We start from the raw sequence: 15,308 nt of genomic DNA, 5'->3' as shown, positions 1-15,308 counted from the left end.
TATACTAAGGTTTTTACATCAACAATGTTTCTTTCATAAGAGTAGATGGCTTATGATTAATAGCTCTGCATTTTTATATGTTATGCGTTTTTACATATTTAATTAATTAAAATATAATATATATTGAATTATAATACTATACGATGTATAATATTGTGGAAGAAAGGTGATGTATATGACATTTCAGCTTGGATCAGCATTGCTGGATGCTTGTGTTTTAGCGACCTTGCATAAAGAAGACACATATGGATATCGGCTTACCCAGGAAGTAAAAGTAGTGATGAGCGTGAGTGAATCTACACTATATCCGGTTTTGCGTCGATTGATGCGAGATGGGTATTTAGAGACATATGACCAGCAGCATATGGGCAGAAATAGACGATATTATCGTTTAACAGAAACAGGAAGAGTCAAATATGAGGAATATGTAGAGGAATGGAAACAATTTTCCAGTAAAATTACAGACATTTTAGAGGGAGGCGTTTGTGATGAGTAAACAACAATATCTAGAAGAACTTCGGGTTCGTTTAAAGGGATTATCACAAGATGAAATAGAAGATGCATTATCTTATTGTGAAGAATATTTTGATGATGCAGGTGAAGGGAATGAGCAACAGGTCATAGCCGATCTTGGTTCACCTTACAAATTTGCGGCACAGATAAGAGCTGATGCAGAAATACGACGTCATAACACGACATTTGCAAATGACCAAAATACAACCAAGAAATCTTCTCTAAAAAGCATTATTGCAATTATTCTTGGTATCTGTGCATTACCCATCGCATTGCCTTTGCTGTTGGCATTGGTTGCAGTGATATTTGCTCTATTTATAACAATAGGAGCCTTTGCTATCGCCGGTCTTGCATCCGTAGGAGCGATTGCATTTACAGGCTTTCCCTTACTTGTTAATGGATTTTATCATTTAGAAACACCAGGCAATGCATTGATTGCCATTGGCGGAGGTTTGTTATGTATCGGATTGGGAATCTTGCTGCTCTTATTATTTATCTGGTTGATTCGTACTTTGTTGCCGGCATTCATGCGACTTGTAACAAACCTTTATCACAAAGCAAAGGAGGGAAAGCATTATGAAAAAGCATAATGGGATAAAAGTAACTTTAATCATTTCCATAATTTGTGTCATCATCGGTGCTTTCTGCATTGGCATGGGAATTGTGCAAAATGGGGATATTGCCTATTTACGAGTTGATAACCAAACAGCTCCTTGGTGGCCCTTTCATGGTAGCTTTGGTATTCACCTTGAAGAGGTCGCTGAAGACATTTCAAAAACGAAAACATTCTCACAAACTTTTGATGATGTAGACAAGTTAGAATTAAACGTAGCAGCCGTGAACACAACGATACGTGTGGGTGATAACAACAGCTTGCGTTTTTCCAATATTTATGAAAATCAGGTTAGTGTTTCTAGGAGTACAAATACCATGAAAGTAGATGTGAAAAATAAACATTTTCTACATAAAGCACGTTTGGATATCACATTGAAAAAAGAGGACTTATTGAAAAAGTTAGAAATTGATGCTTCCACAGGTCATTTAACGGTTCAAGGTCTGCGTTTAAAAGATCTGATAGTAGATGGTGACGCTACAGAAGTAGAAATGCAAAAGGTACAAGTTTCACGTAAAATGGAACTGTCAGCGCAGGCGGGCAGCATAGATATGAAAGAAATGGTGAGTGAGCACAGCGAATTTGATGTACAGGCAGGAAGTATTGATGTTTCCGGTGATTTACGCGGTAAAACGAAAATTGATTGTCAGGCCGGTAGTGTAAATCTGTACTTACAAGATAAAGAGAATCAGTATGGGTATCAGATAAAAAATGAAGTGGGCTCTGTTGAACTTGGAGAGCAAGACTATAGTGGATTATCGAATGAAATCAGTGTACGTAATGATGCGAAAAATCAACTAGATATTGACTGCCAGGCTGGCAGTGTGGAAATCGCTTTTGATCATGCGTGATATTCAGACACTATGCGAAAGCACAAAGTTGTTTTGGAAGCAAACTTCTGGAAAGCCACTTTCTTTTCCACCATATGATGAAACGGAAAGAAAACATAATGAAGCAAAACTACAGGAACAGCTTAGTCATATGACAGAGGATGTGCAGGAAATTAAAGCATTGCTTCCTGCATTCCTTGATATCTCTTGGATGTCTAAACAAGATCAGCAGCAATTTGAAACTTGCACCCAAAAATTTATTGATGATGCGAAAGCTTTTGATGAAAATCTTCACGCTGAAGAGGTATTTCAGGCACTACGCAATATGTGGATCATTTGGATGTTAGAAGTTGCTTTTCAAAAACCCATACAATATCATCAAGCCATGTTTGGTTATAGTATGCTGTATCCATATTCTGATAATGTGTTAGACGATACCCTTATGGATAAGGAAGAAAAGAAGGCTTTTAATCACTGGTTCATGCGGCGACTGCATCATCATACAGAAGCTTTTGCACATCCGTATGCCAATAAGATGCATCAATTGGTGGAAAAAATAGAACATCAGTATGCACCATCAAGTTATCAAGATGTGTATCAAAGCCTATATTTGATCCAAGAGGGACAGCAACAATCTTTGCGTCAACAGCAAACGATACCTGAGAAGGACGTACTTGAAATTTCCATTTGGAAAGGTGGTACTAGCGTCTTAGCGGATGGTTATTTAATCGATGGGCATTTAAGTGATGTGCAACAGGAGTTTTGTATGCTGTTTGGCTTTACTTTACAGGTAGCAGATGATTTACAAGATGTTGTAGAAGATGATCAGCATCACCATCATACCTTAGCTACTATATGTAATAAGGCAGAACGCAAAGCCTTATTGGAAAAACTATGGGTTTTCCTTGAAAAGGTCGTTTTCACACACATTCAGGATGAGCAAGTTTGCCGCTTTATTATCAAAAATTGCCGCGAAATGATGTTGTTGTCAGTTTTACAAACGGCAGCCTATTTCCCAACTTCCTTTGTCGAAGAGATTAAGGCAGCTATGCCATTATCCTATGAATGTATCAGAGAGCTTAAAAATAAAGTACTTATGAAGATAAAAGAAAAACAGGTTGAAAGGGGATAGAAGTGTATGCGTAAAATCATGATGATATCACTACTTTTGGTACTATTCATAAGCAGTTGTTCCCGTACTAACGAACAAAAATATCTGAAGGATTTTGATTATTTCATCAAAACCATTGAAGAAAATTATCCATTTTTAGAAATGAGTGAACGTTTGTCTAATTTGCAATGGGAGAAGGCAAAAAAAGCAGCACGTGATAAGGTGGAAAGTTGTACATCTATGAATGATTTTGAGAATATTATTGATGGTGTATTGGAAAAATTACACAATGGTCATACACAGCGCATACAAGATACACAATCGCTGATGTATACCATGAAACTATATGAACAAAGTTTTGCGAAACAACCTAGGGATTATCGTTATCAGATGATAAAAAAGTTGAAAACAAAAGCTGTTTATGAACACTATGGCTTTGATGAGAAGCAGTTCTGTGATTATGTTTTACCAAATGCAGCAACGGATGAGAATGTTACGGTAAATGCAAAAGCACTTCTATTAGATGGACAGGTTATGTATATCCGCATTCCTAAAATGTTATCTCTGGAAACGAGTAAAAAAGATGAAGAAATGCTCGCCTCCTTTTTAAAAGCAAATCAATCCGCAAAGGCATTGATCTTGGATATCCGGGGCAATGGTGGAGGGAACTCGCTATATTGGTCTGAAATGTTATTGCCAAAGATCGTGGATAAAACAATCACGGTAACTTCTTATGTCTTCTTGAAAGATGGGGAATATGCCAACATGATTGAAGGAGAACGTATTACGGATATGAAACTTCCAAACATCCGCTTCCCAAAATCAGAATTTTCTCAATTCTCACATGGCATTGTAGGTGATATGAAGGTGGTACCAGCGAAAGATAGCATTCGTTTTAAGAAACCAATCTATCTGTTGATTGATGAAAATGTGTACTCTTCTAGTGAAATGCTGGCTAACTTTCTAAAACAAAGCAAAGCAGCAACGATTGTTGGAGGAGTGAGTGGCGGAGATGGTATTGGAAGTGATCCTGTATTATTTGCATTGCCTAACAGCGGCATAGTGATACGTATGGCTATATGCTTAGGTGTAGATGAAGATGGAAATATCAACGATGAGATCAAGACACAGCCGGATGTGCACGTTAAGTCAACGACCGTTAATGAAGTCAGCACGAAAGAGGATGTTTGTATTCAAACAACCTTGCAGCTTATTGCAGCACATGGTAAATAAGTCATTATGAAATAATCCAGAATTTAAAAAAGCTATCATCTAGAGTATTTGGTAGATGGACAAAGGTTTGTCATAAGAAGTTATTGTATGGCATCTATCTTGCATAATTTAATATGATAAAGTATGAAAAATGATAATGTATAAAAAAAAGTCCGCTTGGACTTTTTTTTACTAGGGTTTAAGATACGTAAAACGAGGTGTTTTCTCACCATCAACTTCAATCTCTTCAACAAACATACGCAATGGTCTTACCCATACCTTACCATCGCCATACAGCTGTCGATAAACCGCGTAAGCTTCTTCATTTTCTGAATGTTTTGCAATATATAATAAAGCATAACGTTTTCCTTTGTAGTGTTGATAAACGCCAAGAGGAATAGAAGGTGTTGTTATGGCAAGCTGTGAAGCATCTTCTTCTGGATAACCATCTGCTTTTGGAAGCGGAGCTTTTGGTACAGCTGTTGCGTCCTGCACTGATGCATTCTTTTTCGTCGTAGTTTCATTTTGTGTTTCTGTGTTGTGCAAGGTTACTGCTTTATCACTTGGTGTTGAAGAAACAGCTGCTACATCTTCCTTCTCCACCAGCAGCATGGAGCTTTTAGCAGGCATCGAAATGATAAAATGATGTTCCAAGCAATTGTAGGCTTTTTCATTTAACATGTCATATAAATGTGCAGATTGTACTGGAAAATCAATATCAGCACTTTCATCACTGACATTGAAAATTGCATATACGCATTGTTCAGTCGTTTTACGAGCGAAGACAAACTGTTGATTGCGTACGATAACTTGCTGATAATCGCCATGCTTTAAGGCCGGTAAAGCGTCATAAGCTTTTCCCAGTTTGCAGATATGAGAAAATAATGCCGTATTTTCTGTCGCAAGCTCTGTCAAAGTTAAACAAGGGCGGATATCGGCATCACTGCCATCATGTTTTGTGCCTTTGATGCCATATTCACTACCATAATAAATTGATGGAATCCCCGGCATTGCATATAACATGGTATAAATATTTGCCAGATCACGTTCTTCCTTTACCGTACTAGCTAAACGATTTACATCATGATTATCCACAAAATCATATAGAACTAGATCCTTATAAATACCTCCATTACCACCAAACTGACGGTTTAAGGAATAAGCAATTTCAAAATAATTCTTTTCGTTGTGTGAAGAATACAAACCTTTATAACATTCATAGTTGGTTACTGAATCTAACATATCCGGATTTGCCCAACGGTTATAATCACCATGGATAATCTCACCCATTAACCAAAAATCAGGATTATGTTCTTCACAAAATTGTTTTAAGCGTCGAAAGAAGGCAGGGTCAATACAATCTGCAGCATCTAAGCGCAAACCATCAATGTGGAAATCATCCATCCACATCGCAATACTTTCTAATAAATACTGAACAACTTCTTCATTTTGTAAATTCAATTTAACTAAATTGTAATGTCCTTCCCATGTATCATAGGTAAATCCATCATGCATGGGGTTATCCCATTGAAAGTTTAGATTATGGAACCAATTGCAGTAAGGGGATTGTTCACGCTTTTCCATAACATCACGAAATGCCCAAAAATAACGCCCTACATGATTGAAAACGCCATCTAATACGATGCGAATGCCGGCTTTATGCAAAGCATCACAAACTTCCCGAAAATCAGCATTGCTGCCTAACCGATTGTCTACTTTGCGATAATCACTTGTATCATAACCATGTTCATAACTTTCAAATACAGGCCCTAAATATAAGGCATTGATATGCATTTTTTGTAAATGGGGAATCCATTCTTTAATTTTTAAAATACGACTTGTTTGTTGCTCTTGATGGAACTGCTCACATCCACAAAAACCTAGTGGATAGATATGATAAAACACTGCATCCTTTGTCCATGATTTCATAAAAATTTTTCACCTCATGGTATTAGTATAGCATATATTTCTATCAATTTGTTCATTGATAAAAAGAAAACAGGGTTTTCAATACCCTGTTTAGCATAGTTAATCAATTGGAATGAAACGTTTTTCTTCGACCTTCTTAGGCGCTTCTTTCGGAATCAGCACATGCAACTCTCCGTTATCAAAGCTTGCTTTAATATCCTCCTGCGTAATGCCTTCGCCGACATAGAAACTTCTTGAACAAGAGCCTGAGAAACGTTCCTGGCGAATCAGATTGCCTTTGGCATCCTTTTCTTCATTTGTTGTATTGCGGGATGCATGGATGGTTAAATAGCCTTCCTTAAGTTCCATCTGAATGTTTTCTTTCTGATATCCAGGCAATTCCATATCCAATACATAATTGCCATCCTTCATGCGGATATCGGTTTTCATATTACTGCGATCATAAAACATGTCATCAAATGCATCACTAAATAAACCTGGTAATAATTTCATCATACGATACACCTTCCTTTTTTATACGTTACTCAATTGGGATGAAACGTGATTCTTCGACCTTTTCAGGAGCCTCCTTAGGGAATGTAATTGTTAATTCACCGTTTTGGAAGCTGGCATGGATATCACTTTCCATCAGGTTATCACCGACATAAAAGCTTCTCTTGCATGTCCCGCTATAGCGTTCCTGACGAATCAGATTACCCTTATCATCTTTATCTTCCTTTACCTGATGATGGGCAGCTTGAATGCTGAGATATCCATTTTGTAATTCCATATGAATATCTTCTTTTTGATATCCAGGAAGTTCTACTTCCAAGATATAGGTGTTATCTTTCTCACGAATATCGGTTTTCATATACTCCATATTGCGAGAAAAGAAAGGATCTTTAAACACTTCATCGAATGAGTCATTGAATAATCCTGGCAGCCGTTTCATATACATCGCCTCTTTTTTTGTTTTCATATTTATGAAACACTACCCGATAAGGTCTTACCTTATCTTCGCTTATATTATAGCACTTGTTTTAGCACTGTCAACACTAGAGTGCTAAAAAGATTTTGTGAAATTATGTCAAAGTTTGTTTGCATAGGATTTTCCTTTACGCCATCATAGGGCATCTTGAGGAAGACATAAGAAAAGAAGAATCGCTTTTCGATTCTTCTATATCTCTTTATAAATAGCGCGGATTTCTTGCTGTTTGCTTTCTTCAATATCTTTAATAGCATAAGCAGGTTTTGCAATATAATATCCTTGAAGATAATCGATATCGTGCTGTATCAGATATACCAGATCCTCATGTGTTTCAACGCCTTCTGCAATTACCTTGATATCATGGCTGTGAGCAAAGCTGACAACGCTTTTTACAAGCATTTGGCGTCCTTTATCGTGGGCGATATTTGTAATGAATTCCATATCGATCTTGACATAGTCTGCTTGTGCGTTGAATAAGCGGTGATCACTGCTATAGCCACTGCCAAAGTCATCTAAAGCTGTTTGGGCATGCCAGCGGCGACAGAAGTCTTGTTTGCTTAGCATATAGGAATGTTCGATTTCTTCGCTTTCCAATAATTCAATAACAATTTTGGAAAGATATTCATGATAGTGTTCTTCTAGGTATTGTTTAATTTCGTCAAGCATCGGTATACTAGGGATACTATTAATGAATAATTTCCATTGTTTATCAATCGCTACCTGTTGACTGAAATGGGATAAAGATTGTGTCCAGGTCATATACTCCACACGGTGCAATTGTTTTTGTGTTTTGGCGACTTGCATGACATCGGATGGTGTTTTTAGAATATCACTATTAGGACGCATAAGGGCTTCAAAACCTAGTACAGCACCAGTTTTGGCATCAACAATTGGCTGGAAAGCATAGCTGACACGTTGCTCTTCTAAGATATTCATCAGTTCCTGACGGCCATCAAATATTAAGTTGTTGTGAAGATAATGTTCTTCACTAAAGGTACGGATATTTCCTTTTTGTGTGTTTTTTACCTCATACATTGCAAAATCTGCATGTTTTATCAAGGTATCAAAATCCATAGCATCTTTTGGCATCCAAGAAATGCCGGCAGATACTTTTACACGGGTAATATCGTCATTGCCGAAATGCATTTCCGTTTCATTAACAACTTCATGAATATGACGGATATGTTTCAAAATGGCTTCTTCATTTTCAAAATGGTGATAGAATAAGAGGAATTCATCACCAGCCATACGAGCTGCGATACAGTTAGGTCCGCGTTCCTTTTGTAGTACATCTGCAAGTGCACAAATCAAATGGTCACCGGCATCATGACCGTAGGTATCATTAACAAGTTTTAAATTGTCAAGATCCCATAATACCATGGCGCAGGTTTTCAAATCAGCTTGTTTCAGTATTGCTTCACAATGGACACGGAAAGCTCTGCGATTCAATAGTTGGGTCAGCACATCATGATCACGTTCATACATCAGATGTTCTTTTTCTTGTATTTCCAAAGTCACATCGCTGACGACAATCACACGATTTCCTTCGACACGATTGATGAGGAAACGCAGCCAACATGTTTGTTCTGCGGAATTTGTAACATGTATCAGATAGATGTCACTGGTCCTATGTTCTGTATTTATCTGTTTTTCACTAGAGATGATTTTTTAAACATAAAAGCTGTATTTCTTCCATGAAAGCTTTAAACGTGTATTCCATTTTTGAAGGATCACGAAATCCCAACAATGTTCCTACTTTTTCTGTACAGAAAACTTTACGTTCATTATATATCTCAATAGCTCCAATTGGGATATCGATTGTGTGTAGGACATAGGATAAGCGAGTTTCTGCACCATGCAAATGATAACTTAGATCTTCAATGGAAGCACTTAATTCATCAATTTCCTTGATATGGGTTTTCGGCAGTTCAATCTTATTGGTTGTTACCGGTGTTTGCCGAAGTCTTGTGGCTAAAGCGCGAATCGGTTTCGTAAACAGCATACTGCCATATAAAGCTACCAGTGTCGCAATGATTAAAGCGGTGATACAGGCATATAGCAAAAGCTGATGAATTTGTTTTGTTGAATAAAAGATTTCATCTTCAGAACCAACACCGATTAAATACCAAAGGGTATCTTGAAATGGGCTAAAGGATGAATAAAGCTTTAGCTGATGAGCACAAGCAAGGGTATCATCACTGAGTGCCGGAGCACTGATGCGTTTCCCATAAGGGGCATCCGTTAATACGATGGATGTATCGTATTTCAAATAAGCACTGTAGGCTGGTCCATTCGATAGGATGATATGATAGGCATCATCGCTTTCTCGATTGGCCAAAAGGAAGGCTTTTTTACTATGATCATTTAATTCTTCATAGGGCAGATAGTTCTTTAGATACTCAACGGAAAGGTCGATACCCAGTACACCATAAACCTGATGATCCTGATTGAATAAAGGAATGTTGTAACTAAGGAAGGGAGTAGGGGAGTCAGCCATATGTGAACTAGTGCTCCAATAGCCACAGTTCAACATGTTCAGCTGAGGGTTTTCTTCCGCAGCTTTTTTTGGCTTAAAGTAAAAATCGAATGTATCCTCGTCTTCCTTCATCGTAAGGGAGGGTTTCCAATTCTGATCTAAGATAAAGTCATTTTGTTTTAATAAGGCAGCATCACCATACTTGGCCGTAATATCTGTTTTATCATTGAAAGATTCTTCGGGGGAAGCATCTTGCAGATAAAAGGCTGGATATTCTTTACTGTGAAAAACCTCTTTGTCTAAAATAAGGTAAATGCCGTTGATTTTTTTGGTTTTGGTTAAGCTATGCAGCCGATTTAAAATATCTTCATTTAAGTAAGGCGATGTTAATGTTTTTCTATGCTCATAAAGTGGATGTGTAGCAGAGATGATCATGGCTACATCATCTGTATCTAAACAGCGTTCATTTAAGTTTTTTTGAATGGCGTCACTGCGATACATGACACGCTGATCAAACAGGTTAAAACTGCTGGCCTTTAAATCTTGCAAGGCACTGCTGTTAAGAAGGGAGATAAAGAAAATCGAGGATATGAGCAAGACCAAAATGATCAGAGTTAATAACAGGCGTTGAAATAATGAATGCACATGCCGTTGCTTCATTGTGCCTTATCCCCTTGTAATAGAGCTTCCATATCTTTACGGCATTGCTGTACCCATTTGGCAAAGTTTTCATCTGATAGATAATAAGCCATGGCTTCTTCTTGGCTCTTACCTGCTTGTATTGCTTTCTGAATAGCTTTTTGATCTTCAATGGCTTTCATATTAGCAGCTTTTTCCAAATAGCTGCGTGCTTCATAAGAACCATCAAAGGAATTTGCTGCATACAGTTTTTGATCATTGACCTCATCCATCGTTGTCTTAACAATATCCTTTAATAAGTTGTTAGGGTTCATATTATGTTTCTTCAAGGTCGTTTCCCATGTTTGATAGGTGTTTGCCTCTTTTTTAACAGGCAGATAACTGGATGCTGCAGAAAATGTAATATTACGCTTTGTTTCCGTAAACCATTGTAAGAAGACGATGCAGGCATATTCGCTTGTTTCATCTGCTTTTGTTATGGCTATGCCACCACCTTGCGATATGACCGCATTTTGGGCATTTTCAAAATGTGGTGTTGGCAATACCAGATAACTCACTTTTTGTTTATCCCCATGTTCATCAATGACTTCGTTGGGATAAAAGGTTCCTCCAGCCGTTGAAGAAACGGTAGCAATCACATCTTTTGTTTTAATATCATCACTGGCAAAACGTCCGTTTTTTACATAGTATCCTTTTATAAAAGGAATGTAATAATTATCCCAGAGACGACGCAATGTTTTATCACTGATGGCAAAAGCTACTTTCCCATCCTTTTCTTGAAAGATATCATCTTGTAGCTGATGTGCCCCACAAATGAGATAATTTGCCAAAGCATCACGGGCAAAAAAGGCTTTGCCATTGCTATACTCATAATACAATTCCGCTGTTTTAGCTAAGCCTTCCCATGTGGAAAGATCCGCCTTACTCACATGAGTGGCGCTAGCAAAACGATCCCATTCTTCTTTATTGATAATCATGACCTCACTGGCCTTAGCGATTGGAAACAGCATGGTTTCATCGCTGCCAACATAGCGACCATCTTTTAAAAATCCATCTACATATGTGTGAATTTCTTTTTCGCTAAGGTAAGTTTCCATAGATACCAATTTATGTTCATTCATAGCCATCTGTGCGGTATCCTGATAGGCGGCAAACATGTTAGGCAGTTTTTCCGTCTCCTCCTTATTTTTTAATAACTTATTCACATCATTTGCGATATTGCTGATGCTTCCTTTTCCGATAGCATCCACAATAATGCCTTTTTCTTTTCCGACGGTTGTATTAAATTCTTCAACAAGATCATCGAAAGCTTCTTTTTGTGAACCGCTGTAATAGTGCCATAAACGTAAAGTGACAGGCTGATCAGCAGATAAACCGTGATTGCTGTTAGAGCTACAGCTACTCATTAGGAATAAGGTACTCAATAGGATTGCCCCTAATTTTTTTATGTTTTTCATAATGTCCTACCTCCTAGGTGAACAAGCGTTTATTATCCTTATTATACACCATATTGTTTTTTCTCGTGTATTTAATCATAAATTTATGACAATTTTGTGAATAACATGTATCTTATGTGGAATAGAAAAGAAAGAGGCTGATGAAGAGGGTAAGGGAAAATATCAAGAAATGCTAAAAACGAAAGCAATCGAACATAAAAACGTAAATAAAACAACAAAAAGTGCTTTACAAATGATTGGAAATGTTCTATTATACAAGTAAGGAGGAAGGAGAATGTACGATTCTCTAGAAATAACATATGAAACCAAACAAAAAAGCAAATGAAATGACAGTAAAAGAATTAGCAGCCTATATTGATTATTCGGTATTGAAACCAGAGTTTACGGAAGAAGAAATCATCGCTCTGACAAAAGATGGTGTGGAACTTGGCTGTGCAACCATCTGCATCAACCCGGGATATATGGATTTATGTGAACCTATCGTAAAGGGCAGCGATACGATGCTTTGTCCTGTATGTGATTTTCCTTTTGGCACAAGTTCTACTGAATCTAAATTAAAACAAATTGAAATTGTTGCTCGATATGACACCGTAAAGGAAATTGATGTTGTCGCTAATTTCGGGCATATTCGCAGTGGAAAATATGATGCTGTTACAGCGGATTTAAAAGCATGTGCCGAATTAGCACATTCCTATGGAAGAGCATTAAAAGTCATTTTTGAAACCGATGCTTTAAATGAAGAACAGGTTAGAAAGACTTGTAAATGCTGCATAGAAGCAGGTGTTGATTTTGTAAAAACGAGTACCGGTTTTTTAACTGGATATGAGGCACATGGGGCAACTTGTGAAATCATTAAAGTCATGATGGAAGAAGTTAATGGAAAATGTAAGGTGAAGGGAAGTGGCTGTATTCGTACAAGAGAACACTTCTTACAACTCATTGATATGGGCATTGATCGTATGGGCGTGGGCTATCGTTCTGTACCGGTAGTTTTAGGATTGGATAAAAAATAAGAAAATGATAGACAGAGAGTGTTGTGCTTTCTGTCTTTCGTATATGGATGTTATAATTATTAAAGAAGGTGAGAGCAATGAAGGAAGATTGGCTGATAGAGCCACTACAGGAACAACGTTTTGATCGAGCACGTATAAAGCGTTTGCGCAATAAGATGGAAAAACGTAAGGCTTCCATTTGCAGTGAGCGGGCAAAACTGTATACACAAGTATTTCAGAACAATGAAGGAGAACCTTATATTTTGCGCAAAGCGCAGGCATTTGCTTATACCCTTACACATATGAGTATTTATGCAGAAGAGGATTCTTTGATCTTTGGAAATATGGCATCGTGCAATTTTGCCGCTCCGATTTATCCTGAATATTCCATACAGTGGGTGTTAGATGAATTAGACAGCTTTGCTCAGCGCGATGGTGATGTATTTACCATCAGTGAACAGGTAAAGCAGGACATCAAAGACATCGCGCCTTTTTGGTTGTCCCATACCCATGAAGATGAAGTAAACCGTCATATAAGTGATGATATCCGTTTGGCAGAGAAACAGGGAGTATTGCATCGTGGTGGTATCTCCATGAGTGGGGATGGACATATCGTACCTGATCATGCCATGGTTTTACGTTATGGTTTTCGCTATTTCATTCAACAGGCACAAACAGCATTGCAAAAAGATGACATCAGTGCTTCTTCAAAAGCTTACTATGAGGCAGTCATTCTAGTTTTAGAGGCAGCTTTGCAATACTGTAAGCGATTTGCGATCTATTTTAAGGAAAAGGCCAAAACATGTAAAGATATTGCGAAACAGATGGAATATCGAGAATTAAGTGATATGGCCGCAACCATGTTAGAACAGGGAGCACGTAGTTTTCATGAAGGTTGTGAAATCGTCTATCTGATTCATATCTGGCAAATGATCGAGAGCAATGGACATTCTTTCTGTTATGGACGTTTTGATCAATATATGCTGGACTTATATGAGCAGGATATAAAGAAAGGAATCTTAACAAAGGAAAATGCATTAGAAATCATCACGCATATGTTTCTTATGAATTCCTCTTGTAATAAGGTACGTCCATATGGCCATACACGGTTTTCACAAGGATATCCACTCTATTCCAATCTGGTTGTGGGTGGTCTTATGCCGAATGGAAAAGATGGCACAAACACATTATCCTATTTATGTATCGAGGCGATGCATTTATGCTCTCTGGCAGAACCTAATTTTTCGGCACGTTACCATAAGGATTCTCCACGTTCTTTTGTTGAGGCATGCGCTAAGCTTATTCGCACCGGCTGTGGCATGCCGAGTATGTTTCATGATGAAACAGCAGTGGCCGGTCTGCTTTCTTTGGGCATTCCTAAAGAAGATGCCTTGGATTATTGTCCGATTGGTTGCGTGGAAACCGGTGTACCTGGTAAATATGGCCATCGAGCTACGGGCATGACCTATGTTAACTGGGGAAAAGTGTTAGAAATCATGTTGCACAATGGCTATGATCCAGCAAGTGGTATCCGTATGTTGCCATATACAGCAAGTGAGGAAGCCTTTGTCGATTTCCAAAATTATGAAGAGCTGTGGCAGGCTTGGAAGACCTATTTAAAGTTTTATTCCGACATCAGTGTACAATGTGATGCTATCTGTGATGCTTCATTAGCTGTTTATGATGCCGATCCTTTTGCTAGCTGTCTGATTCAAGATTCCTTAAAATTAGGGAAGACTTTAAAAGAAGGCGGATGCCGCTATGATGTGATATCACAATCTAATATTGGACCCAGTGTCGTTGGAAATTCACTTTATGCAATAAAAAAGTTGGTCTTTGAAGATAAACGATTTACCATGAAAGAATTACTTGCCGCCATGCATGATAATTGGCAAACAGAAGCAAGTCGTAAGATTCATAAGCTTGTTAAAAAGGCTGCTAAATTTGGCAATGATCAGGATGAGGTTGATAAGATCGTAGCGGATGTTTTCTATTCTTATCTTGCTTTATTGTCTGATTATGAAACGCTGCGTAAAGGAAAAGGGCCAAAGGTAAGCTGTTATACGATGTCTACTAGTAATATCACCTCTTATGTACCAAATGGGTTTGTGGTAGGGGCAACTCCGGATGGGCGTTATGCCGGGACTCCTTTAAATGAAGGGTGTTCACCAACACAGGGAAGTGATACCCAAGGACCTACTGCGGTTATTAATTCGGTAGCAAAATTGCCAAATCATATGGTGGCTGCCGGGCAATTGTTAAATATGCGTTTTGCACCTGCGGCATTGCAGGGAGATGAAAATTTAAAGAAGTTTGTTGACTTTCTGTATGTATCTGCACGCAAAGGCATTTATCATAATCAGTTTAATGTCATTGACAGCCAAACCTTGCGTGATGCGCAGAAACATCCGCAAAAGCATAGCGATTTAATCGTACGTGTAGCCGGATATTGTGCACAATTCATCTCTTTGATGCCACAAGCACAAGAAGCCATTATTGCTCGCACGGAAAATCAAATAACTTGTTAGCAATCTAGGAAAGTCTTGCTAAAATCAGATGGATGAACGCG

Annotated in this window: 13 protein-coding genes; 7 read left to right on the top strand and 6 right to left on the bottom strand. The window is 38.0% G+C overall.

The window, feature by feature from the left end; all coding sequences use genetic code 11:
* Positions 1-175 precede the first annotated feature (175 nt).
* Genes KJS44_RS10415 through KJS44_RS10395 form a run of 5 tightly spaced genes read left to right on the top strand, consistent with a single transcriptional unit; the run spans position 176 to position 4,300 of the window.
* Positions 176-496 carry a PadR family transcriptional regulator gene (locus KJS44_RS10415; RefSeq protein ID WP_008687473.1) on the top strand — a complete coding sequence of 107 codons (321 nt, stop codon included), beginning with the start codon at positions 176-178 and terminating at the stop codon, positions 494-496.
* Positions 489-1,103: a DUF1700 domain-containing protein gene (locus KJS44_RS10410; RefSeq protein ID WP_008687474.1), complete on the top strand. Its 615-nt coding sequence runs from the start codon at positions 489-491 to the stop codon at positions 1,101-1,103. Before KJS44_RS10415 ends, KJS44_RS10410 begins: the two co-directional genes overlap by 8 nt.
* Positions 1,090-1,977, top strand: a complete 888-nt coding sequence (locus KJS44_RS10405) for a DUF4097 family beta strand repeat-containing protein (protein WP_008687475.1) — start codon at positions 1,090-1,092, stop codon at positions 1,975-1,977. Before KJS44_RS10410 ends, KJS44_RS10405 begins: the two co-directional genes overlap by 14 nt.
* A complete protein-coding gene (locus KJS44_RS10400; protein ID WP_008687477.1) occupies positions 1,970-3,088 on the top strand; it encodes a hypothetical protein in 1,119 nt (372 codons plus the stop codon). Before KJS44_RS10405 ends, KJS44_RS10400 begins: the two co-directional genes overlap by 8 nt.
* A 6-nt stretch (positions 3,089-3,094) precedes the next feature.
* Positions 3,095-4,300, top strand: coding sequence for a S41 family peptidase (locus tag KJS44_RS10395; protein WP_008687478.1), 1,206 nt, complete (start codon positions 3,095-3,097; stop codon positions 4,298-4,300).
* A 171-nt stretch (positions 4,301-4,471) separates the two neighbouring features.
* Here KJS44_RS10395 and KJS44_RS10390 read toward each other — a convergent pair whose 3' ends face one another.
* The 6 genes from KJS44_RS10390 to KJS44_RS10370 form a co-directional block, all read right to left on the bottom strand.
* Positions 4,472-6,208 carry a DUF1653 domain-containing protein gene (locus tag KJS44_RS10390; protein ID WP_008687479.1) on the bottom strand — a complete coding sequence of 579 codons (1,737 nt, stop codon included), beginning with the start codon at positions 6,206-6,208 and terminating at the stop codon, positions 4,472-4,474.
* Positions 6,209-6,307: 99 nt separating this feature from the next.
* The gene (locus tag KJS44_RS10385; RefSeq protein ID WP_034798248.1) at positions 6,308-6,700 is read right to left on the bottom strand and encodes an Hsp20/alpha crystallin family protein; all 393 of its coding nucleotides are present in this window, start codon (positions 6,698-6,700) and stop codon (positions 6,308-6,310) included.
* Between the two features lie 28 nt (positions 6,701-6,728).
* Positions 6,729-7,139, bottom strand: coding sequence for an Hsp20/alpha crystallin family protein (locus KJS44_RS10380; RefSeq protein ID WP_008687481.1), 411 nt, complete (start codon positions 7,137-7,139; stop codon positions 6,729-6,731).
* A gap of 225 nt (positions 7,140-7,364) precedes the next feature.
* Positions 7,365-8,711 carry an EAL domain-containing protein gene (locus tag KJS44_RS14565; protein ID WP_226897115.1) on the bottom strand — a complete coding sequence of 449 codons (1,347 nt, stop codon included), beginning with the start codon at positions 8,709-8,711 and terminating at the stop codon, positions 7,365-7,367.
* A gap of 118 nt (positions 8,712-8,829) precedes the next feature.
* Positions 8,830-10,311 carry a hypothetical protein gene (locus tag KJS44_RS14560; RefSeq protein WP_227151162.1) on the bottom strand — a complete coding sequence of 494 codons (1,482 nt, stop codon included), beginning with the start codon at positions 10,309-10,311 and terminating at the stop codon, positions 8,830-8,832.
* Positions 10,308-11,747: an extracellular solute-binding protein gene (locus KJS44_RS10370; RefSeq protein WP_008687483.1), complete on the bottom strand. Its 1,440-nt coding sequence runs from the start codon at positions 11,745-11,747 to the stop codon at positions 10,308-10,310. The genes KJS44_RS14560 and KJS44_RS10370 overlap by 4 nt, the downstream gene beginning before the upstream one ends.
* 299 nt (positions 11,748-12,046) lie before the next feature.
* Here KJS44_RS10370 and deoC point away from each other — a divergent pair, with 299 nt between their 5' ends.
* Positions 12,047-12,760 carry a deoxyribose-phosphate aldolase gene (gene deoC / locus KJS44_RS10365; protein ID WP_008979425.1) on the top strand — a complete coding sequence of 238 codons (714 nt, stop codon included), beginning with the start codon at positions 12,047-12,049 and terminating at the stop codon, positions 12,758-12,760.
* Positions 12,761-12,837: 77 nt separating this feature from the next.
* Positions 12,838-15,267: a glycyl radical protein gene (locus tag KJS44_RS10360; RefSeq protein ID WP_008687485.1), complete on the top strand. Its 2,430-nt coding sequence runs from the start codon at positions 12,838-12,840 to the stop codon at positions 15,265-15,267.
* Positions 15,268-15,308 lie beyond the last annotated feature (41 nt).

This window comes from Longicatena caecimuris (assembly GCF_018406465.1).
Taxonomy (GTDB): Bacteria; Bacillota_I; Bacilli_A; order Erysipelotrichales; family Erysipelotrichaceae; genus Longicatena; species Longicatena caecimuris.
The sequence above is the reverse complement of the archived record's forward strand: the minus strand, read 5'-3'. Positions and strand labels throughout refer to the sequence as shown.